The 22,468-nt window shown below is 40.5% G+C and carries 24 protein-coding genes; 2 read left to right on the top strand and 22 right to left on the bottom strand.

All coding sequences use genetic code 11. The features are described from left to right. Positions 1-43 precede the first annotated feature (43 nt). The 6 genes from G8761_RS11450 to G8761_RS11475 all read right to left on the bottom strand — a co-directional run bounded on the left by G8761_RS11450 (position 44) and on the right by G8761_RS11475 (position 4,916). Positions 44-199, bottom strand: coding sequence for a SulP family inorganic anion transporter (locus G8761_RS11450; RefSeq protein WP_243449986.1), 156 nt, complete (start codon positions 197-199; stop codon positions 44-46). 537 nt (positions 200-736) lie between these two features. Beyond that, complete coding sequence (locus G8761_RS11455) at positions 737-1,279, bottom strand: NADPH-dependent FMN reductase (protein WP_166026695.1); 543 nt, start codon at positions 1,277-1,279, stop codon at positions 737-739. A gap of 19 nt (positions 1,280-1,298) precedes the next feature. Continuing rightward, positions 1,299-2,168, bottom strand: coding sequence for a GNAT family N-acetyltransferase (locus G8761_RS11460; protein ID WP_166026697.1), 870 nt, complete (start codon positions 2,166-2,168; stop codon positions 1,299-1,301). A gap of 32 nt (positions 2,169-2,200) precedes the next feature. Further along, positions 2,201-2,539: a nuclear transport factor 2 family protein gene (locus tag G8761_RS11465; protein WP_243449987.1), complete on the bottom strand. Its 339-nt coding sequence runs from the start codon at positions 2,537-2,539 to the stop codon at positions 2,201-2,203. Between the two features lie 271 nt (positions 2,540-2,810). Then, positions 2,811-3,644, bottom strand: a complete 834-nt coding sequence (locus G8761_RS11470) for a DUF1206 domain-containing protein (protein ID WP_166026698.1) — start codon at positions 3,642-3,644, stop codon at positions 2,811-2,813. Positions 3,645-4,214: 570 nt separating this feature from the next. Beyond that, positions 4,215-4,916 carry a M50 family metallopeptidase gene (locus tag G8761_RS11475; RefSeq protein ID WP_166026700.1) on the bottom strand — a complete coding sequence of 234 codons (702 nt, stop codon included), beginning with the start codon at positions 4,914-4,916 and terminating at the stop codon, positions 4,215-4,217. Positions 4,917-5,095: 179 nt separating this feature from the next. Between G8761_RS11475 and G8761_RS11480 the strand changes: the two genes are divergently transcribed. Next, positions 5,096-5,746, top strand: a complete 651-nt coding sequence (locus G8761_RS11480; RefSeq protein ID WP_166026703.1) for a hypothetical protein — start codon at positions 5,096-5,098, stop codon at positions 5,744-5,746. Positions 5,747-5,756: 10 nt separating this feature from the next. Here G8761_RS11480 and G8761_RS11485 read toward each other — a convergent pair whose 3' ends face one another. Continuing rightward, entirely contained in the window at positions 5,757-6,290 is a 534-nt protein-coding gene (locus G8761_RS11485) for a GNAT family N-acetyltransferase (RefSeq protein ID WP_166026705.1), read from the bottom strand. Between the two features lie 117 nt (positions 6,291-6,407). On the opposite strand from G8761_RS11485, the gene G8761_RS11490 reads away from it, so the two are divergent. After that, entirely contained in the window at positions 6,408-7,235 is an 828-nt protein-coding gene (locus tag G8761_RS11490) for an SDR family oxidoreductase (protein ID WP_166026707.1), read from the top strand. 297 nt (positions 7,236-7,532) lie between these two features. Here G8761_RS11490 and G8761_RS11495 read toward each other — a convergent pair whose 3' ends face one another. From G8761_RS11495 to G8761_RS11565, 15 genes are all read right to left on the bottom strand, one after another. After that, a complete protein-coding gene (locus G8761_RS11495; protein ID WP_166026709.1) occupies positions 7,533-8,738 on the bottom strand; it encodes an ABC transporter substrate-binding protein in 1,206 nt (401 codons plus the stop codon). Between the two features lie 93 nt (positions 8,739-8,831). After that, positions 8,832-9,539, bottom strand: coding sequence for an ABC transporter ATP-binding protein (locus tag G8761_RS11500; protein WP_166026711.1), 708 nt, complete (start codon positions 9,537-9,539; stop codon positions 8,832-8,834). Further along, positions 9,532-10,296 carry an ABC transporter ATP-binding protein gene (locus G8761_RS11505; protein ID WP_166026713.1) on the bottom strand — a complete coding sequence of 255 codons (765 nt, stop codon included), beginning with the start codon at positions 10,294-10,296 and terminating at the stop codon, positions 9,532-9,534. Before G8761_RS11505 ends, G8761_RS11500 begins: the two co-directional genes overlap by 8 nt. A gap of 2 nt (positions 10,297-10,298) precedes the next feature. Further along, positions 10,299-11,330: a branched-chain amino acid ABC transporter permease gene (locus G8761_RS11510; RefSeq protein WP_166026714.1), complete on the bottom strand. Its 1,032-nt coding sequence runs from the start codon at positions 11,328-11,330 to the stop codon at positions 10,299-10,301. After that, on the bottom strand, positions 11,330-12,193 hold the full coding sequence (locus G8761_RS11515; RefSeq protein ID WP_166026717.1) for a branched-chain amino acid ABC transporter permease: 864 nt from the start codon (positions 12,191-12,193) through the stop codon (positions 11,330-11,332). Before G8761_RS11515 ends, G8761_RS11510 begins: the two co-directional genes overlap by 1 nt. A gap of 73 nt (positions 12,194-12,266) precedes the next feature. Next, positions 12,267-13,937, bottom strand: coding sequence for a long-chain fatty acid--CoA ligase (locus G8761_RS11520; protein ID WP_166026719.1), 1,671 nt, complete (start codon positions 13,935-13,937; stop codon positions 12,267-12,269). A 15-nt stretch (positions 13,938-13,952) separates the two neighbouring features. Continuing rightward, entirely contained in the window at positions 13,953-14,906 is a 954-nt protein-coding gene (locus G8761_RS11525; RefSeq protein ID WP_166026721.1) for an alpha/beta hydrolase, read from the bottom strand. Between the two features lie 68 nt (positions 14,907-14,974). After that, positions 14,975-15,706 (bottom strand): 2-phosphosulfolactate phosphatase, encoded by a 732-nt coding sequence (locus G8761_RS11530; protein ID WP_166026723.1) that lies wholly within the window; start codon positions 15,704-15,706, stop codon positions 14,975-14,977. Positions 15,707-15,728: 22 nt separating this feature from the next. Then, positions 15,729-16,787 (bottom strand): phosphotransferase family protein, encoded by a 1,059-nt coding sequence (locus G8761_RS11535; RefSeq protein WP_166026725.1) that lies wholly within the window; start codon positions 16,785-16,787, stop codon positions 15,729-15,731. A 276-nt stretch (positions 16,788-17,063) separates the two neighbouring features. Next, positions 17,064-18,233, bottom strand: a complete 1,170-nt coding sequence (locus tag G8761_RS11540) for a thiolase family protein (RefSeq protein ID WP_166026727.1) — start codon at positions 18,231-18,233, stop codon at positions 17,064-17,066. Between the two features lie 12 nt (positions 18,234-18,245). Continuing rightward, a complete protein-coding gene (locus G8761_RS11545; protein ID WP_166026729.1) occupies positions 18,246-19,019 on the bottom strand; it encodes an SDR family oxidoreductase in 774 nt (257 codons plus the stop codon). A gap of 22 nt (positions 19,020-19,041) precedes the next feature. Then, complete coding sequence (locus G8761_RS11550) at positions 19,042-20,247, bottom strand: acyl-CoA dehydrogenase (RefSeq protein ID WP_166026731.1); 1,206 nt, start codon at positions 20,245-20,247, stop codon at positions 19,042-19,044. A gap of 120 nt (positions 20,248-20,367) precedes the next feature. Next, positions 20,368-20,769: a PaaI family thioesterase gene (locus tag G8761_RS11555; RefSeq protein ID WP_166026733.1), complete on the bottom strand. Its 402-nt coding sequence runs from the start codon at positions 20,767-20,769 to the stop codon at positions 20,368-20,370. Positions 20,770-20,782: 13 nt separating this feature from the next. Then, a complete protein-coding gene (locus tag G8761_RS11560) occupies positions 20,783-21,172 on the bottom strand; it encodes a PaaI family thioesterase (RefSeq protein ID WP_166026735.1) in 390 nt (129 codons plus the stop codon). Between the two features lie 131 nt (positions 21,173-21,303). Beyond that, complete coding sequence (locus G8761_RS11565; protein ID WP_166026737.1) at positions 21,304-22,449, bottom strand: acyl-CoA dehydrogenase family protein; 1,146 nt, start codon at positions 22,447-22,449, stop codon at positions 21,304-21,306. Between the last annotated feature and the right edge of the window lie 19 nt (positions 22,450-22,468).

A 22,468-nucleotide genomic window follows, 5' to 3' on the forward strand; every position in this document is an offset into this window, starting at 1 on the left:
GACATAACGATAGTATCAGTAACCGGAACCTTTTTAAAAGACTTTAAGCATGACCAATCAAATGTTCCAATGGATCTACTCCTGCGATGATAGAAAATGCAATAGCCTCAGGGATCAATGCAAGAGCAACAACAATACCTGATAAAATATCCCCTTTAATATTTCCAAACCAAGAATATTTAATTGTATTTAAATTCAAAATTAATACCTCTTTCTTTTTTTCACTTTCAACTCTCAAGAAAGTGGGGGTCCGTATTCAACAAAAGTGAGTACACCATGATTGTGTCTGATTTGTGAACACCAATTGTAAACGGCGAAATATATGAAATCCTCATTTTTTCTTTAAAAAGCTTCCGAAAGCTATGCCACATAATAAATAGGCCCTGACTTTGATTTTTTGTAAAAAGAGCGTAAACGGAGTTCGACGGGATTTTGTCCTAAAGGAAGGGTTTATCCAGCATTTCCCTATGTGTTATAAGGATGAATGGCTAAAGTAGCAACTTCCTGGTAGGCCTCCCTTTCAGATGACAAACTGCCAAACTTACTCACTCGAGCCATATTATGGAGTCTTGCCAGCCCGTTTCTGCGAAAAAGCATTCCCATCCCTTTCGTCCGGTGCTTAATCAAGTATATGTTCAATGTCTCATCTTACATTAATACTCTTCGAATTTCAGAGTCAGGAAATAACGAGGAAAAAATAACAAAAAAGCCTGCAGAAATTCTGCAGGTTTTTTTGTTATTTTGTTTTCTTAATCCATTCCATGAAGTTTATCATCACTGTATCTAAAAATTGAATAGTTGGTTCGTGAGTTAACTTGCCTGACTCATCGAGTTTTTCTTTAACACCGCCAATAAATACTTCGTTTCCTGGCAAAGTAAGGGCACCCATTCCTGGCGAATTTAAAATCTGCCGAAGATGTACCTGAGCACGCACGGTTCCAAGAACTCCTGGAGAAGCACCCACGATCATGACAGGTTTTCCGACTAAGACCTTATCTACACGAGAAAACCAATCTAATGCGTTTTTCAAAAATCCTGGTATGGAATGATTATATTCAGGTGTTGCAATTAAAATTGCATCGGCTGCTTTAATCTTTGCTTTAATTTCAGTAACCTGTGAAGGCGGGGCTAATTCATCGTCTTCCGAATACATTGGAAGTGTTTCTATAGGTAAAATTTCAATTTCTGCTTTTTCTTTATATCTTTCCTGGATAAAGAGAGCGATTTTTTTATTATAAGAATGTTTTCTGTTGCTGCCGACTATTGCTGCGATTTTCAATTTATATGCCTCCTAATTATTATTGCCTTTCAATAACCAGATCCATTTTTACCTGTTCGACAGTTTTCATAAACCCTTTACTTAACAGGTATTTTACAACAGGACTCGATTCCCTGTTATTAATGGTAGTGAAATTCACTAGTTCTCTATCCTGCTGTCCTGCAATAGCTGTCAAAACAGATTGAATTGTTTCTTCCATTGGTTCTCCGATTAATTCCACCTGAAAAAGAAAAACTTTATCCAGCCCGCCATCAGCTTTCCATGTTCTTTTAAATATGGAATAGCCTAACGGATTTTGAGCGGTATCATAATATACCTGAGCTTCCCCTTGTTTTACACTTTGCCATTGGCATTGCCATGGCTCACTACTTTTGTAGAAGGAATACTGTGAAAGCTGCTCTGGCCTAATATTGACTGTCTGGATTTCCTGTCCATTTCCTAGCTCCAAATTCCCGTTGATATATACAAGTATGTCTGTTATTTCATAACCATATTTCTGATAAAGGCGAATGGCCCTTTCATTTTCTTTTATTGCCTCAAGGGTTGCCATTTCAACATTCTCTTCACTGTGGATTTTTAAAATCTCCTCCATAAGGAAATTAGATACTCCTGTGCCTCTGTACTCTGTTGCCACCCCGGTTCCGCCATTCCATGAAATTTTTTTGCCTCCAACTGTCCTGAAGCCATTTAAAACGATTCCTGCAGATGTGTCGCCATCGAAGGCTACTATTGATTTATCAAGTGATATTCCTTCATTTACTGCTCTTTGAAAAAAAGCTTCGGCAGTCATCTTAATTGGAACAAAGTAACCTTCAAATCCACGATTCCAGACATCCACTATTTCATCAATTGAGCATTCATTTAATCTTTTAATAGAATAGTTCCTCATTTTCTCCCCCACTTTTTCTTTATTTATCTAAGTTAAAGAAACCATACCTTCGCTATTTTATCTCCCTGAATTTCATAAATAGCTACAGCCTTAGCTTCCTTTCCATTTGCCCTTCCAGTTACATATTCATGGTCAATAACATGGTTCTCTTTTACAATCCTTGCTAAAAGCTCAGCATGATTATTAGGGTTTTCCTTAAAAAGCCTGCCGTATCTTTCTCTCATTTCTTTAAGGCCGTTTGTAGTCACACGGTTTGAAGGAAACTCCATTATTTGTACATCTTCACTGTATACTGATAAAAACTCTTCTAAGTTTTGAGCATTATAAGCATCCAGCTGCTTTTGCGCTAATCTAACTCCCATATTCTCCATTATTGACTCTCCTTATATTTGTTCTTTTTCATCCTCTAGTTCTTTTTTTAAATAGAAAGCTGACAAATAATTTATTCCTGTAAGTAATAAATTAATCCAATTCTGTTTCTTTCTCTTCCCAAAAATCTAAATATAATCGCCGGAAAGAAAGTTATGGTAAAATTCACCAAGACCCTCCTGCAATTTTAGAAAGTATCTTAGCTAATTTTACCATATTTTTTAAGTTTGCTATATTTTCCGTTAAGAAAAAGAGGAGCCACTAGGGCTCCTCTTATAAAGTCATATATTGATAGCGTCCTCTTATTATTCCATATAGGCCGAATAATATTAGGCCAGTTCCTGCTATTCCGAGCAGAAAGTGTCCATATGGCTGCTGAGCGAGCTTGGATAGTGCACCTCCAAGTCCTTTTGTATGACTCGGGTTGGACGTAATGGCTGTAAGAATAAAAAAATAACCAATAAAACCAAAGACTAGACCCCGTGAGATAAGACCAATTTTCCCAGCCTTTTTGGTCATTTTTATTTCATGAGGATTCATTTTGTAAATTTTAAAATCCTTCATAAACTTTTCTTTAAATCCACTGAACATTTCCCATATTCCATAACCAATTATGATGCAGCCCACTATGCCTATTGCCCATTCACCAAATGGTTTTGAAAGCACTTTTGCAGAAATAGATTTCTGAGTACCTTCTCCACCGCTGCTTAAATGCATAGCTGTTTTTATTGCATTATAAGCAATTGCTGAGTTAATGATTGCACTCACAAGATATCCAATTCTTGCAATAAGACCTTTTCCTTTAAGTCCTTTATCTTCGGGATCAACAATGGCTAGTATTCCTTTCCAAATTATATACCCTATTAATCCGATGCCAATAGCCCAAAGTATCACTTCTCCAAAAGGTATTCCTTTTATAAATTTAAACATTCCGTTTGGACCTGTTGCTTTACCACCAAGGCCAAATGCCCACATCACAGCAAGTATCCCAATTAATACATAGACAACTCCCCGAGCCATATATCCGATGCGGCCACAGCGGCAAATCCATGGTGCCATTTCCCTGCCAGCTCCTTCGGCTTTATGCTTCGCCACCGATAAACTCATTCCTGCCACTTCCTTTTTTTGTTCCTTGATGTCTAAATTCCCTTTAAAAACGAAAAAGAAACCATTGGTGAAAACTGGATTAAGAACAAAAGGCGCAAGCGCCCTGTTTAGATGATGAAAGGCTAAAAACGCCACGTCCTCGAAAAGCTGCGCTTTTCTTCGTGCGATGCTTAACCTTCCAAAATTCTCCTTGTCCTATAGGCCTCCGACAGGCATAAGACGAATCACGCAGTCATCCTCGGAAAAGCTAAAGCTTTTCCTTCGTGCGATGCGGAAGCTTCCGAAGCGTTCCTTGTCCTGATTTCTGGAGTGAGTTGGCTTATGACCCCGAGCTGTTCGAATCATAACCTATCGGTCATGATCCTCACAAGATATTCAAAGAAGCATATTCTCGAGGAAAACTGGCTGGGCGCTCCTCGAAAAAGCTAAAGCTTTTTCTTCGTGCGAGGTGTAGCTGACGAAGCTTTCCTTGTGGAGCTAGATTACAATAACCTAGTTCGGAGGTATCCAAAAGGTAAAAATCTATAAATTTCAAAACGAAGAAAAAATGCTGCCAATTAAGGCAGCATTTTAGTCTTTACTATAATCAGGGTTAGCTAGTTTAAAAATTCCCTTTTTTAAACCAAAGAAGCAAAACCATAGAGATTGCAAAAAGAAATAGATTCCCCATACTTGCGCAGGAATAAATTCAGTTAGATGAGCAAGATTTGCAGCGTCACCTGAGTATATTGGAGTAAGGAAGCTTATGTACATAACATCAAAACCGCTTTTTACCGAGTCTACCATTATAATAGAAGCAAAAAGTAAAACAAGATGATAATTGAACCTCTTGGAACCTTTAGCCAAAAGAAAGAGAAAAATGACTCCAAAAGAAATCAGCCAAAACAGACCATACAAATTACGTACCCAAAAAATAATATTAAGTACAATAAAGGTTAACAGAATTAAAATCATAATCTTGTACTTCCTCTTTCCAATCAGCCAAAAGGCGATAAAAGCAAGTAATGATGAAGTAAAGTACCCTGCAAGACTGGTAAAAAAAGCGCCAATCCAGGTAGACTGGCTGCTGACTGTCACTCCTTCAGTATTGCTAAATAGAGAGATTTGATCCACTTTTCCGCCAAGCAGGGAAATAATTGCATGGCCGGACTCGTGTATTAACGTGTCTATCATACTTACATAATTGCCGAGGACAGGAACTTGGATTAACACAAATGCCAATAATAAAAATAAAAAACTTTTCCCACTCAGTTTATTGAAAATGGCTCTCAATCACTTCGCCCCTTTATTAGAATCTAACTGCTCTCTATATTTACATTTTAAAGCTTCATGATGGGAGTTGCCAAAAAAATTAGAAATTCTTTACACTACTTTAACAAAACCACCCATTTGCCTTAACGATAATGGGTTAAAGTAAAAGTGTTAAAAATAAAATATCCGGGAGGAATACGATGCGGCACTTGCTTTTGTTGTTAATTTTAACGGGATTTCTGGCCGGCTTTTGCAATGAACCATCTATTAATCGGGATAACAAAAAAAACATATCTGAAGCTGTTCACTTAAAAGAGAAGACTCTTAAGAGTAAAACGCCATCTGCTCAATTACCAAAGGATAATGATTTTTCGGACTCGGGGGACTCCATTTCTTCCTTTTTTGGGACATTAACACTTAAAAAGAACATACCAATTAATAAACTTTACCTACTTGACGGCATCGAATACATTGTTAACGATATAAAAATCATACATTTTCAACCAGCACCGGGACGGGAACACTTTTTTAGAAAATACACGAATTTAAGAGAATTTGATTTCATAAAAATGAATGTTGAGATGGTTAATACAAAACCTAAAACGGTCAAATTTACTCCTATTATTTCTTTAGATGCTGACAAAGTTTTTATAAGTGGTGAAAAGGATATTTACCAGGAAAAAATGAGCGGTAATTTAAAGGGTGGAGAAACGAAAAAAGGCAATATTGGTTTTATCCTGCCCACCCCTTATGAGCAGGTGAACCAAATCAATATTACCTCTAGTGCTGTTAGAGATCTCGATAATATTGTGAAGAAATCTCCAGTGTCAATACAAGTTCTACTTCGTTAACCTGGTTTTTCTAAGATCTGAAGGATTCTTTATGGTACTGAGTAATAAATCTGAATAGTTCCCTGCCGTCAGTCTTTAACTCTATCTCCTTTAAGGGCAGGTACATCGCCTGGTAAGGTTCAGGCACCCATATATATTGGTGGATATAAGGAGATAAGATAAATCCGCACTTTTCCCAGAAATGAATTCTGGACAGATTTTCTATAGTTTCTTCTGACTCCACTTCAATGATTATTGAATCAAAACCCAGCGATTTTGTTTTTATATATTCAACCATTGCCCTCCCATATCCTTCATCCTGAAAGTTGGAATCAACAGCGAGGTAGTCAATAAGCAGGCTGTTAAGCCCTTTAATTGTTCCTGTTATCGCCATTGACACAGCTTTGGAACCTTTATAACATACATGAAGGTGAGCAATTTCTTTTTTAAACATATTGCGGATGATCTTTTCTGTCTTGGCTCCCTTTTCAAAGGCAGTATGGTATATTTCAGAGGCTTTTTTCCATACTTCCTCATTCCAGAGTTCAGTTGTTTGATACTCCACTTTATTCCCCTCTATTCCGAAAGTTAATTTCATTTTAATCTTTTTATCCGACAACGCAAGGAGGGAAACAGGATCAACTTATAGAATTTAATCGCAAAGCATTTGAAAGGAGAAAATATGAAGAAAAGATCAGCCATTATTACCGGCTCATCAAGCGGGTTTGGGCTTCTCACCGCAATTGAACTTGCTAAAAAGGATTTCTCTGTTATTGCCACAATGAGAAATACGAGTAAGGCAGAAATACTTTTAGAACTCTCAAAACAAAATGGTGTTAGGGAAAATATTGATATTCGTCAGCTTGATGTGACATCTGAAGAGTCTGTAAATAACTTTATTCTAAAAATCGAATCAGCTGATATTCTTGTCAATAATGCCGGTTTGGCTGTAGGGGGATTTTGTGAAGAATTGTCTCTAAAAGATTACCGGGTTCAGTTTGAAACGAATTTCTTTGGTGCAATCCGCGTGACGCAGGCATTGCTTCCATTTTTGAGAAAAAGTGACCAGGGAAAGATTATTAATATAAGCAGCATAAGTGGCCAAATTGGCTTCCCTGGTTTATCGGCCTATTCTGCGTCAAAGCATGCTCTTGAAGGCTGGAGTGAAAGTTTAAGGCTTGAACTCAAACCTTTTGGTATTGATGTAGTACTTGTTGAACCTGGTTCATACGAAACCAGCATTTGGACTAGTATAGATGATGTTAATACTAAAGCAGATTCAATTTACAAGGATTATATGAAGTTTATTTTAAATGAGCTTGAAAAAGGCAAACCGGATTACGGTAACCCCATTGAAGTGGCGCGACTGGTTTCAGATATTGCCGATCACAAAAATCCTGCCTTGCGTTATCCTGTGGGAAAAGGTGTGAAAAGGAATCTTATCCTTAAAAACATCCTCCCATGGAAAACCATAGAGAAGGCTGTCCTAAAAAGAATAGCAAAGAAATAAAATGGTCATAGAACCAATTTTAACCAAATGCTAATTTTATGTTTTTCTTTTTCACACTGTGGTAAATAAAGAATGTAACGCCAATAAAAGAAGAAGGGACTGGTCAACTTGAAAGGGTTAGCAGCGACTTCGGATTTTGGCACTTTAAGGGAAGGCTCTTTTGCTTACAGGGCGAAAGGAACATTGGTTCTTAATCGATGGACTTAAAATCGATAAGGCCCCAGTAAAAGCAGCAACTCCTCCCTATAGTAAAGAAAAACGCGAACTGTTATAGTTCGCGTTTTTCTTTGTATTGGCCTATTTTACTTTAATTGGAACGATCTTCCCATCCTCAACTGCAGCAATAATTAGTTCCCCTTCAAAACCGCCATGATCATCGATTTTAGGAATTACATATACTTTTTTGTCTTCTGGCAGCTTATCCAGTCCATCTTGCATATGTGCACGGATTTTTTCTGGATCATCAACAGAACCTGCAGCTTTCATTGCTTCGACAAACACGTAAGTAGCAATATAGTTTAGGCCAGCTTCTGATCCTGGATCTTCATTGTATTTAGCTTTATAGTTTTTAATGAACTCCGGAATACCTGGGCTTTCGGAGTGAACCAATGGCATTACTCCAATTGCGCCATTTAAAACATCATAAGATCCTGTTACTTTTTTCATTTCATCCAGTTTTGCCTGGTCCATAACGATGAATCCGCCTTTAAATCCTAGTTCCCTAGCCTGTTTTGCAACTTTTGCAGTTGGCTCTGAAGCACCGCCGATAAACAGAACATCCGGCTTTTTCTTTAGAGCGTTCGTGACGATCGTGAAGAAGTCTGTATCTTTTGCGAAATCAATGGAGGAATTGTAAACAACCTTTCCGCCTTGTTTTTCCCAATATGGCTGGAGTTTTTCAGACCAGTCCTTGCCATATTGAGAGGAAGTTGGTAGAAAAGCAATTTTCTTGCCGAAATGATCCATTTCATATTTTGTAAAAGGTTCGATATATCCATCGTAACGAGGTGGAATTCGGACAGTTAACTTATTTCCATTCTCTGTAATCTTTGGCTCACTCGTATAGGCGCCAATAATAAATTTATTTTCTGTCTGGTTAAAAACCTGAAGGGCAGCTACTCCGCCACTGTGTGGAGTAAAAATAATCGGTGTCTTGTTTTCCTGAAGAAGCCTTTTAGCATTTGCCCCTGTTTCGTTTGGCAAATATTTGTCGTCAAGTGCTACAACATTCAGCTTATACTTTTTCCCATTAACCTCAAAACCGCCTGCTTTGTTGATTTCTTCGGCAGCCATTTCGGTACCATTCAAGGTCCGTTTACCATAAAATGCTGCGGGACCGCTTAATGGCCCGCTATACCCAATATTCACTGTTGATGCACCATCTGCCTCAGTTTTGCTAGGTTTAGATGCCGAACTGCTTGACTTGGAGGAATTGCAGGCAACGAGACTAAACATGAAGACAAAAATGATACTAAGACCAACCAGGCTTCTTAATTTTTGCATCGATTTCTCCCCTTTTTGTTTTTTATTTGAAATATTCGAAAAATAAAGCTTTTAAGTGTTGCCCATCACCCCCTCAGATGGAATGATAAGATGCTAGGCTCCGATATAGGCTTTTCTAACCTCATCATTGGAGAATAACTCATTTGATGTACCTTGAAGTACGACTGATCCATTTTCAAAAACATAACCCTTATCCGCAATTTTCAAAGCAGCATTGGCGTTTTGCTCGGCTAATAGTATGGTTGTTCCTTCTTTATTTATCGTTTTGATTACCTCGAACATTTGCTCCACAATCAATGGTGCGAGGCCAACCGAAGGTTCATCCAGCATCATTAGCTTCGGTTTCGACATGAGCGCTCTTCCAATAGCAAGCATCTGCTGCTGCCCTCCGCTTAAAGAGCCTGCAGGATCATGCTGCTTTTCTTTTAAGATTGGAAACAATTCGAATACATGGGACATGGATTTCTTGATTTCATCCTTTTTTCTGCGATGAACAAAGGCACCCATTTTCAGGTTTTCGTATACAGACATAGCAGGAAAAAGATGTCTCCCTTCAGGACACTGGACAATTCCTAGCTGAACAATTTTATCGGCTGTCCGTCTGCTGATTGGTGTTCCCTGAAAGAAAATTTCTCCTGATGAAGGTTTTTTGAGGCCGCTGATTGCTTTAAATGCAGTGCTTTTACCTGCCCCATTTGCACCAAGAAGAACAACAATCTGGCCTTCTTCTACTTCAATCTTTAAATTTTCAATAGCTGTAAAACTGCCATATTTAACTGAAACATTCTGAAGCTTAAGCAATGGCACTCCCTCCCAGGTAAGCCTTGATGACAGTCGGATTATTTTGGATTTGCTCCGGTGTCCCCTCTGCTATTTTCTCTCCATAGTTTAGGACCATTATCTTGTCTGCCAATTTCATAATCATTTTCATCTTGTGCTCAATCAGGCAAACAGTAATTCCTTTTTTTGCTATCTGTTTAATTAATTCCGCCAGTCCTTCTGTTTCGTCGGGGTTTATACCGGCAGCTGGTTCGTCCAAAAAAACTATTTCCGGGTCTGTAGCAAGTGCAAGAGCAAAGGCGGTCCTTTTCTTTTCCTCCTGTGATAAACTGCCGACCTGTTTTCCCATTACATGCATTAAACCAGTGAATTCAATCACTTCCATAGCTTTTTCACGACATATGGCTTCCTCAGTTTTTAAACGGCCCGTCCTAAAGATTGCATCGAAGAGAGTTGATTTTGTTCTGAGACGGTGTCCGACAATAACATTATCCAAAACAGTTGATTGCTCAAATAGGTTGGTTGTTTGAAAGGTTCTGGCAACCCCAAGCTCGGCAATTTTGTTGGCCGGCATTTTAGTTACATCCTGCCCCTTAAAAATCACTTGTCCTGATGTTGGAGGGTGAAATCCGCTAATTAAATTGAAAAAGGTTGATTTTCCGGCACCATTCGGACCGATAATAGCATTAATTTTTCCCTGTTCAACTGTGAAATCGACATTATTGACGGCGGTGTTTCCTCCGAACCTTTTGGTTAATCCCTTTGTTTCAAGAAACATATCTAGCCCTCCTTTACCGGCTTATCTACTGTGACTTGGCTTTTCCCAAAGGCCATGGAACTTGCACGGGCTGCTTGGGGCTTTCTTTTTTCATCCCTTTTGTGTTTCCAGCCTGTTAAAGCTCCAACAATTCCCCTTGGATAAAAAATGACTAGGAGTGTTAAAACCGGTCCAAAAATGAGCATTCGATAATCCTGTAAAAATTGAAGCTCCTGAGACAGCCATACTATCAGCACTGTTCCGACAATAGGTCCTGAAAGGGTTCCAATTCCCCCTACCAGCAGATAGGTCAGCAAATCAAAAGTGACGGAAATCTGACCGATATCTGGCCCGATAAACCGAATAAAGGAAGCATATAAAGCACCTGAAAGCCCAGCAAAAATGGTCGACAGGACAAACACGGAAAGCTTGTTTTTCATGGTTGATATCCCAATCGTCAGGGCGAGATCCTCGCTGTTCCGAATCGCAATATAGGTTCTTCCAGATAGTGAATGTATAATCCGGTACACAATAAGTACAGTCACAAGCAGGAAAAACAAGACCAGATAATATTGGGATAAAGGTTCCTCAAAGTTTATCGGACCTGCTTTTCCTGGAGCCGGTATACCAATAAGACCGCGTACACCCTCAGTTAGGCTATCCCATTTATCAATGACTAAATAAATAATATAGCCTACACAAAGCGTATAGATCGCAAAAAAGTGTTCCTTTGTCCTTAGAGCGATTAGTCCAATTAAAAATCCAAGAATGCCTGTAATCAGCAGGGATAGCAGAAATGCAAGCCAGAAATTCATTTCAGCTTTTACCGTTAATATGCCAAGCGAATAGGCTCCGATGGCAAAAAATCCTGCATGAGCTAAGGAAAGATAGCCTGTGTATCCTGCCAGCAAATTAAGCCCGTATACACCTATCATCCAAATAAATGACAAAGTCATAACATGAATGAAATATTCATTTTTAGTAAGGAAAGGGAACACAATTGCAATTAGAATCAGCAAAGAAATAATATTTCTCTGTTTTAGAATCTTCGCCATTAATGCCCCCCCTTTGCGAATAAACCTGTAGGCTTAACAGATAAAATAATTACTAGGAGAACGAAGGCGATAATGTCCTTATAGTCATTGGAGATATAAGTTGCTCCGAGGCTTTCGCTAAACCCGAGTATATAGCCTCCAAGAATTGCCCCTGGAATACTGCCCATTCCTCCCAAAATGATAATGACAAATGCCTTTAAAATAACGAGCTGTCCCATTCCAGGAAATACTAGATTAATAGGAGCAGCCAGAGAACAGGCAATTGATGCCAGCCCACCGCTTATTAAAAATGTCAGCATAGCTGTTCTATTCGTGTTAATACCAACCAGATTTGCTCCCTCCCTGTCCTGGGACATGGCAATAATGGTCGCTCCTATGAAGGTTTTTTTCAGGAATACATAAAGAAGAATCATTACAGCTATTGCAAAAACAATAATTAGCAGCCTTTGCATTGTAAAGGTTAGGCCAAATAGATGTACCACCTGATCATAAGGAGATGGCATTGTTTGATAATCGGCTCCCCATACATATTGGGCGAATGCCTCCAAAAAGAGGAGAATTCCAATGGCAGCAATTTTGTCATGAATGGGTGGTGCATGGCGTAGAGGATGGAAAACAAGTCTTTCCATCAGCACCCCAATTAAGCCTACTGCAAGAATGGATACAAGAATGGCCAGCCAGTAATGAAGGCCGAAGTTTGTCATCATAGTGAGGGTAATATATCCACCCATCATATAGAGAGCACCGTGAGCGAAATTCGGGATGTGCAGGATGCCGTAAACAAGCGTCAGTCCTAAAGCTACAAGCGCATAGACACTGCCAATGGTTAAGCCGTTAAACATCTGCTGAACGAATATCTCCATGTTTATCCTCCTCGTGAGTTAATTGTTGCCAAAGTCACTGTATTTTGTTAGACATAGGTACTGGAGGAATGAATTAAACCTTTTCCGCTTTTGCCTGTTCTTCTTCCTGGAGCTTTCTCCATAAAATTTTCCCGCTGCTGGTTACAGGGAATTCTTTTCTAAATTCAACCTGGCGAGGGTATTTATAGGCAGCCATATGCTCTTTGGACCATTCAATAATTTCCTCTTCAGAAACCTTTCCTTCATAACCATCATTTAAAATTACAAAGGCTTTAACTGTTTCACCTCTTCGTGGATCTGGCACCCCTACCACCACTGCCTGCTGGATGGCTGGATGTTTATAAAGGTAAGATTCAACTTCTGTTGGCCATACCTTATAGCCTGAGGCATTAATCATCCTTTTCACCCGGTCAACCATAAAGAAATATCCCTCTTCGTCATAACGACCGATATCACCAGTTCTGAAAAAGCTTTTCCCCTCTATTTCAATAAATGAGCTTCTATTCTCATCATCCCGGTTATAATAACCAACCATAACCTGCGGACCATTCACGACAATTTCTCCCACTTCTCCGACTCCAAGCTCCTTGCCTGTAGAAGGTTCGATGACTCTCGCGTCTACATTAAAGGAAGGAACGCCAAGGCACTGCATTTTTGGCCGGTCTGCAGGATTAAAATGGGTTTGGGCAATGGTTTCTGTTAGTCCATATCCTTCTACAAAATATAATCCTGTCAGATTAAATAATTTTTTCCCTACTGCCTCAGGAAGAGCGGCACCTCCACCTGAAATGGAAGTTAAGGAAGCGATATCCTCCTTCTTAAGGTTGGGATTGGCAAGGAAATCAACAATCATAGTAGCAATGGCTACCCAGTGTGTACATCCCTCATTTCTTATCGTTTCAACCGCAGCTTCACGGTTCCATCTTGTCATAATGACCATAGTGGCTCCTGCAAAAATTGGCATGTTCATGCTTTGCACCATTCCTGTTACATGGAAAAGCGGCAAAGTCTGCAGATGAACTGTATCTGTTGTAGATCTTGACCAATGATAGGCACCTACAGTATTTGCGTTAACTGTCCTGTTTGTATGCATGCATCCCTTTGGAAGACCGGTAGTGCCCGATGTGTAAGGCAGCACAACAAGATCATCCGCTGTAGCTGTATGCTCACCAGGCTGATAATTTGCATCAATTGCCTCTTTCCAGAGGTAATGGTTTGGTTCATTGATCACGGCGCGAGGCGCTTCTACTTCAGCCGGGATAATACCAGTAAAATTATCTCCCTTGTAATCGGAATAGGCAGCAATCACAATATTTTCCAATGAAGTTGATCCTACGTTAGGACCTACTTTTGAATATAACTCCTGTCCGGTTAACGCGGTTTTGATCTCACAATCACGGATATAGAATTCCAATTCATTTGCTGTCAGCATTGGATTAATCGGAACCACAACAGCATTTGCTCTTGAAATAGCATAAAAACCTATAACAAATTGAGGGGAATTTTGCATAAATAGTAAAACCTTATCCCCTGCCCCAACACCTAGTTTGTTTTGCAAGAAGCCGGCAAGGGAGTTTACTTCGTCATCCAGTTCCTTAAATGAAAGAGTATTTCCGTAATAGTTAATGGCTTCTTTATTTGGATATCTTCTGGCACTGATACTTAGATTTTCATAGAGCGAAGTTTCTGGAAGAGTTAAAGTTTTTGAAATCTTAGGCCAGAATTGGTGGTGCAGTGTTAACATATTCATCTCTCCTTATTAAATACTTTCCGTTGTTTTTTGCAGCCCTTTAAGTTCGTTTGCAGCCTGCTTAATGGCACTTTTGGCATCTGGAAGATATTCTGTCATCCCTAGGAATCCATGTATCAGCCCGGGTAAACAAACATATTTGGTTTCTACACCTGCCTGTTTTAGCTTGGCTGCAAAGTTTTCTCCGCCATCACAAAGCGGATCATATTCAGCGGTCATAATAAAAGCTGGTGGCAGTTTTGAGGCTGCTTCATCGGGAATTAACATTGGCGCGGCTAAAGGACTAAGGGTATCAGAAGGGTCGTTAAGATATTGTTCGCGGAACCATGTCATGGTAGATTTGGTCAAATAATAGCCTTCTCCATACTTTTCATATGAAGGGGTATATTCATATCCTGTTGAAGGATAAAACAGCATCTGATAAGCAATGGAAGGTGAATTTCGTTCTACAGCCAGATAGCAGACAACCGCTGCAAGATTTCCTCCTGCACTATCTCCGCCAACAGCAATAAGTTCTTTATTAATATTAAGCTCGGAGGCATGGTCCGCAGTCCATTGGACAGCTAGATAGGCATCTTCGACAGCAACTGGAAACTTGCTTTCCGGAGAGAGGGTGTAATCAACCGAAATAACAATACAATCACCTTCAACAGCTAGAGAATGGCAGGTTGCATCATGGGTTTCGATATTGCCGATTACCCAGCCTCCTCCATGATAATAAACAAGAGCTGGACGAGCATTTGATGAATCTGATTCAGGAGTATAAATCCTAATACCAATATCATTCTTAAAGCCTTTTATTTTTCGATCCTCGGTTTTGGCTAGTTTATCTGCCTTGCTTAATAGCTTTGCTGATGCTTCAAATCCTTTTCTTGCTTCTTCAAGGCCTTGTTTTTCAATCGGAGGAATACCTTTTGCTTGGAAAGCTTCCAGCAAAGCTTTAACTTCTGGTTTTAATGTCATACATTCATCTCCCTTTCAAATATGTAAACGCTAACAATTTATGTGACTTTTTAGGGGATTTCTCCCCCTTAAATCGGCAATATACGTTTCCGGTCGACCAGGCGTGGGACTGATTGAAAAAAGCCCTCCTGTGAAACAAACTCAATTTCCTTTTCGAATCCGGCCTGTAACAGCATTTGGCCAACACGGGAAATTTTTAAAATATCCTGTCCCTTTTCTTTATTGGTTTTATAAAATTGATGGGCAGCAAAGGCAGAATCCGTTAAATCAACTTCCTCCCCGTAACCCCTGTACAAACAGTCGATAAAACACCCAGCACCGTAAAAATCCTCAACATTAAATTCCTGGGATGAACCGGAACAAATCACTATGATCGTTTCTCCCTTGTAATCTTTTAAAATATGGTTGGCTACAGCCTGGCTATTAAGAATAGATGCTGCATATACAGCATTAGCACCTGATGAATTTTTCAAGGCAACCGTTCCATTTGTTGTTGAGAGAATAACCGTTTTACCTTCTATTTTCTCCTTCAATTCAAGCGGATTGGGAGATAAAAAACCATCAATGGTCTTTCCCTGATATTCGCCTACGAGCACAAAGCTATCCTCTTCTCTTCCTTGTGCTTCCAATTGGGCCTCTGTCCCGTTTAGTACAGGGATGACTTCTTTCGCACCAAATTCAAGTGCAGATGTAACTGTAGAGGTTGCCAATAAAATATCGAATACAACCGCCAATTTATTTTCCTGCATTTTTTCTTGGTCAATTTCTTCTTTTTTTAATAAAAGATGGACTTTCAGCAATGAGAAGCACCCCTATCCGTAGTTACCATTTTTGTCCCGCTGTATATAGTGAATATTGGATAAGACTGCTCACAAAGTTATTAAGTCCAGCGAATCTTTCATCCTGGGTCTGCCCCTTTTTCCATCTGTAGTAAATCTGCTGGCAGATAACGGCAAGCTTAAAGTAAGCAAAGGTTAAGTAGAAATTCATATTAGAAATATCTCTTCCGCTTTTAGCTGCATAACGGGACAGAAATTCATTTCTAGTCATAAACCCCGGAGTAGCAGTAATAGGAGGCTTTCCCATGCCTCTTTTTAAAAGATCTGAATCGTCTGGTTCAATCCAGTAGCTCATGGCAACGCCCAAATCAGCAAGAGGATCTCCCACGGTTGTCATTTCCCAGTCGAATAAACCAACCATTTCACTTAAACTTTCATCAAACATCGAATTGTTTAATTTGTAATCATAATGAATAATGGACGAATCTTTAGATCGTGGAACATGGCTGTTTAGCCATTGTTTAAGTTCGTCGATACCTGGTATATCATCCGTTTGAGATCTTTCATAACGCTGGATCCATCCGCTGGTTTGCCGCTGCATAAAACCCTCAGGCTTCGTCATTTTAACCAGCTTTGTTTGCGTATAGTCGATACTGTGAAGCGCTGCAAGATTATCTGCCATTGTTGCGGATAAGTTCCAGCACATTTCCTCAGTTGGATTAATGCCCTCGGGGAAATCGGTGTCCAGCACGATTCCATGCTTTCTTTCCATAATAAAGAACGGACTGCCAAGGACACTTTCATTAGCAAAAAAATATGGCTTAGGAGCTGCCTTAAAATGCGGATGAATTTCCTTAAGTATCAGGTACTCCCTTTCCATATCATGTGCTTTGGGTGCAACAGGACCAAGCGGCGGGCGCCTTAAAACTGCTTCCCAATCACCAAGCTGCAGCTGGTATGTCAGGTTGGATCGTCCATGGCTAAACTGCTGAATAGTAAGAGAGCCTTCAGGCAAGTCGGTGAGCTCAGATCTCAGGAATGTTTCGATTGCTTTTGTATCCAACTCTTCACCTTTTCTAATTGGAATCGTATCGTAAGCCATTTATGCCCCTCCTTTTTGAAAAAATAATAGAATTGGGAGAGCGGTAAGGCTCTCCATTTATTTATCCGTGAATTTAAGATCTTTTCTTTAGATTCTGTGGTTTTATCCGCTGTTTTAGAGACTGTTTTCGTGAAACTCGGAATTACTTCCGCTGCATCTACAAAATCAAGGAATACCTCTCCACTCTTGGGCTGATGTTCTACATTTTTTAGAACACGTACTACAAAAACAATCAGAATTTCTACACTTTTTGGCTATAGTTCTACAATTGCCAACCTATGCACGCTCTATGATGGTGGCAATGCCTTGACCGCCGCCGATACACGCGGTTATTAGCGCATATCTTCCACTGATTCTTTCAAGCTCGTAAATTGCCTTAGTAATGAGGATGGCTCCAGTGGCACCAAGCGGATGGCCATGTGCAATCGCTCCTCCATTAACATTCACTTTTTCCATATCCATCTCAAGCTCTCTGTTGCAGGCAATAACCTGTGCAGCAAAAGCTTCATTTATTTCAATCAGGTCCATGTCATCCAGTGAAAGGCCGGCCTTTTTTAATACTTTCCTTACAGCCGGAACTGGTCCGATTCCCATAATGTTAGGATCAACACCCGCTACCGCCGAAGCGCGAATCACTGCCAATGGCTGGACATCCAGTTCATTTGCCTTTTCTCTGGACATGATCAACAAAGCAGACGCTGCATCATTTAAACCAGAGCTGCTCCCTGCTGTAACAGACCCACCTTTTAAGAAAGCAGGCTGAAGCTTTGATAATCCCTCGATTGTAGTATCGGGACGTGGATGCTCATCCTTTTTAAAAACTATAGGCTCGCCTTTCCTCACTGGAATTGTGATTGGGACAATTTGTTCGTCAAACCGTCCTTCCTCCATCGCAGCAGCCATTCTTTGCTGGCTTCTGAGAGAAAACTCATCCTGCTCTTCACGGCTGATATTATATTTTTCCACTAGATTTTCAGCCGTAATTCCCATTGGGGGATCTCCGATTTCAGCAGGGGACAGCCGGGATTTTCTAAAGCTTGGAGGAGCAGGGCTGTATGGCTTTTCAGGGCGATCCATTAAGTAAGGGGCCCGGCTCATACTTTCAATACCGCCTGCAACATAAACGTCTCCGTCACCGGACAGGATTGCCTGTGCTGCAAGATTGACAGCATTTATTCCGGAACCACACTGCCTGTCAATGGTCAGACCTGGCAGGTCTAGTGATAAACCAGTCTGTAAAGCTGTTAATCTGGCGATATTTCCTCCACCGCTGATGACATTTCCCATTATGACATCATCTATCATTTCCGGCTTAACATTAGCACGACGAACCGCTTCCTTAATAACCTCGGCTCCGAAAACATAGGCAGGTACAGTAGCCAATGCTCCGCCCTGTCTCCCGATGGCTGTTCTTACTGCAGAAACAATTACCGCTTCTCTTGTCATAATGACTCCTCCTTATAAGACGTGCGCTCCGCCGTCGACTACTAAAATATCACCTGAAACAAAATCCGATGCTGGAGCAGCAAGGAATAACGCTACACCCTTAAGGTCCGAATCCGAGCCGAATTTACGAAGAGGCGTTCCCTCAAGAATTCCTTCCCCGCCAGCTTCAAGGAGCCCCTTGGACATCTTGGTAGGGAAAAATCCTGGTGCAATGGCATTTACATAGATACCGCTTGGCCCCCATTTTGCAGCAAGGTCTTTTGTGAAAGTTATAACGGCTCCTTTGCTGGTATTATAGCCGATGGCATTCATATACTTAGGATTGGAGCCTTTCAGACCGGCAACAGAAGCGATGTTGATAATTTTTCCCGATTTTTGTTCAAGCATTACACGTCCTGCAGCCTGGGACATTAAAAATGTTCCGGTAACATTTGTATTGATCACCTTTTGCCATGCTTCAAGCGGCATCTCTTCTACAGGCGCTCCCCAGGAAGCTCCGCTGTTATTGACAAGAATATCAATCCGTCCAAAGCGTTCTTTTGTTTTATCTACTACATTTTGAACATCTTCTGGGTTTGTAATATCACACTTTAATGCAAAAGATTCAACGCCCAGGGATTTCAAATGTTCGCTTACTTCTTCACAGGCATCCACTCTTCTCGAGCAAACAACTACGTTTGCCCCTGCTTCTGCAAACCCTTCTGCAATCTGCCTGCCAAGTCCGCGTCCTCCACCGGTTACAATAGCAACTTTCCCTGTTAAATCAAATAATTCCTTTACATGCATCTATAAACACTCCTCGTCATCTCTATTTGTGCTTTTTCAATTCGTATCTGGCTATGGCTCTCTTGTGAACTTCATCCGGTCCGTCAGCCAGTCTAAGTGTCCTGATATTAGCCCATGAAGCTGCCAGTGTAAAATCATCGCTTACACCTGCTGCTCCAAACGCCTGGATAGCTCGGTCAATTACTTTTAGGGCCATATTAGGCGCAACGACCTTGATCATAGCAATTTCTGCCTTCGCTTCCTTGTTACCGACTGTGTCCATCATATAGGCTGCTTTTAATGTCAGAAGCCTTGCCTGTTCAATATCAATGCGGGATTCTGCAATCCATTCCTGGATGACTCCCTGCTCAGAAAGTTTCTTACCAAAAGCTGTTCTTTCTTGAACGCGCTTACATAATTCATCTAATGCTCTTTCAGCTGCACCTATTGTTCTCATGCAATGGTGTATACGTCCTGGTCCCAGTCTTCCTTGTGCGATAGCAAATCCCTTGCCCTCACCCCATAGCATATTAGAGGCTGGCACTCTTACATTCTTATATTCAATTTCAGCGTGACCATGAGGGGCATGATCATAGCCAAACACAGGGAGTACTCTTTTAATTGTTACTCCTGGTGCATCCAGTGGCACTAGAATCATAGATTGCTGCTGATGCCTTGCAGCCTCTTGGTCATTTTTTCCCATTACAATAGCAATTTTACATCTAGGATCTCCTGCACCAGAGGACCACCATTTCGTTCCATTAATGACGTACTCATCGCCGTCTCTTATAATACTAGACTGAATATTCGTGGCATCGGAGGATGCGACGTCTGGTTCAGTCATCGAAAAACAAGAACGGATTTCTCCGTCAAGGAGTGGCTGCAGCCATTGGTCCTTTTGCTCCTGTGTACCATAACGCACGAGAACCTCCATATTTCCTGTATCAGGTGCTGCGCAATTGAAGACCTCAGGGGCAATACTGGAACGTCCCATAATTTCACATAGAGGAGCATATTCGAGGTTGGTCAGCCCTGCTCCATATTCACTCTCTGGTAAAAATAAATTCCAGAGTCCTGCATCTTTAGCTTTCTGCTTTAGTTCCTCCATAATTGGAGGTACAGAAGAAAAACGATCCTGTTTATCGATTTGTTCCTTATATATTTTTTCATTTGGATATACATACTCGTTCATGAAATCTGTCAGCCTGGCTTGCAGTTCTTTTACTTTGTCTGTATGTTCAAAATACATATATACACCTCATATTCCGCATCCAACATACTAACTAGTTGGTATGCATTTAGTTAATATTATACAAAATTTTTAGAATATTCAACTTGTTTTTCTGTTTGTGGATTGTTTTTTTCCATGTTACTCCCGGATTATTTTGTACACTCCGCTGCCTTTTGCTATCAGACGGTTTTCACTGTCTCTTATTTCTGCTTCAGCTCCGGCGATCTTATATCCCTTTTGGAACACTATTGCTCTTGCAAAAAGATCACCTGAACTGGTTGCCATTAAATATTGAATGTTGACGTTTATGACGGAAACTCTCGTTTTATACAGGGAACGAATCGCCATTGCTTGCGCTGTTTCCAGCATGGAAGCATGCACTCCCCCATGCAGTGTTTGATTGAGATTAAGATGGCTTGGTTCTATTTTAAGTTTTAAGAGAATATCTTCCTCCTCAAACTTTAAAATTTCAAAACCCGTTCTCTTTAGAAATGGATTATTTTCAAGTCCGGTTCTTATTTCATGAAGAGTTTGGGACATATTTTCCTCCTTCCTATTGACGCGATCCTGGTGAAATTTTAAAGGTACCCATTCCTTTAGCAATCAGGTCTCCTTCATAGTTAAAAATTACACCTTCTGCGGTAACGCTTTTTGTGTCATGGTGAAGGATAGTTGTCTCCGCCCGGAATGAAGGATAAGGATCCAGATTAAAAAAAGAAATATTTAAATTAATGGTGGTTGCAAAGGAAAGAAATTTTTGAGATATAGTAGCGCCCATTACAATATCCAGCATGGTAGAGAATACACCGGAGTGAATGGTCCCATCATCCTGAAGAAGTTCGGGCTGTAGATCAAGCTCCAAATTAAAGGCATCGGAGTCTGTTTCATCTCTTCTAAAGCCAATGTGTTCAAAAAAGGTTGATTGAACCTTGCTGATTTCCAAAAGTTCACCTCCTATGATATTTAAGCCTTGCATTCGGAACGTCACAGAAATTTTCCAGTTGGTCCTGCTTGAATGCCACTCCTATTCGGACAGTCACAGACAACTTACTGCTAGTCCTGTCTGAATAAGCCTTAATATTCTTTTTCCAGCTGGGCTGCAATGATATTTTTTTGAATTTCTGAGGTTCCTTCATAAATTCTTGTTATCCTTGCATCCCGGTAAAAGCGTTCTACCGGATAATCAGCAATATAGCCAAGTCCTCCGTGAATTTGAACAGCTTTATCTGCAACACGGTTGTAGACTTCAGATCCATAAAGCTTTAACATCGCTGCTTCTTTGATAACCTTCATTCCTTGGTCCACCATCCAGGCTACCCGGTAGGTAAAAGAACGAAGCGCTTCAATCTCAACTGCCATTTCTGCAAGCATATGGCTAACAGCCTGGTATTTTATGATTGGTGTACCAAATTGAATTCTTTCTTTTGCATAGGCAGCGGACATGTCCAGAAGCTTTTGGCTGGAGCCCATATTTCTTGACGCCAGACCGGCCCGTCCGTTTGCAAGAATTTTTAAAGCATTCACATAACCCTGGCCTTCTGATCCTAGAACATTTTCAGCAGGAACCTCGCAATCTTCAAAAATCAATTCTGCAGAATGAGATCCTTTCAGCCCCATCTTTTTTTCAACCTTACCGACTTTAAAGCCCGGAAAGTCCTTTTCAACAATAAAGGAGGTAATTCCCTTTGCGCCTTTTGAAGGATCTGTTACAGCCATAACTGTAAAAACACTTGCTTCGGTAGCATTGGTTATATAATGCTTAAGGCCATTAAGGATGTATTTGTCTCCTTTTCTAACAGCTGTTGTTTTTAGATTGGCGGCGTTAGAACCTGCTTCCGGTTCCGTTAAAGCGAATGCTCCAATCAAGTCACCTGTTGCCATATCGGGAAGGTACCTTTTCTTTTGGGCTTCATTGCCCATTTCTACAATACCGACAGAACCAATTCCGGTATGAGCACCAATCAGGGTAGTATATCCATTATGAGTTTGGCCAATCTCTTCATAGAGCGCACATTTTCCTACCATTCCAATCCCAAGACCGCCATATTCCTCTGGAATGCTTAGCCCGAACAGTCCCATTTCCTTGGAAAGGTTAATGATCCTATCCGGAATTCGATCCTCTTCTTCAATTTGCATCGCAACCGCTTCAACTTCAGTCTGGATAAAATCCCGGACATTTCTTTTCAAAAATAATATATCCTCATCAAGTTCAAAGTTCATATTGTATGACACCTCTATC

Origin of the sequence: Neobacillus terrae, from assembly GCF_011393025.1 — a bacterium.
Taxonomy (GTDB): Bacteria; Bacillota; Bacilli; order Bacillales; family Cytobacillaceae; genus Neobacillus_A; species Neobacillus_A terrae.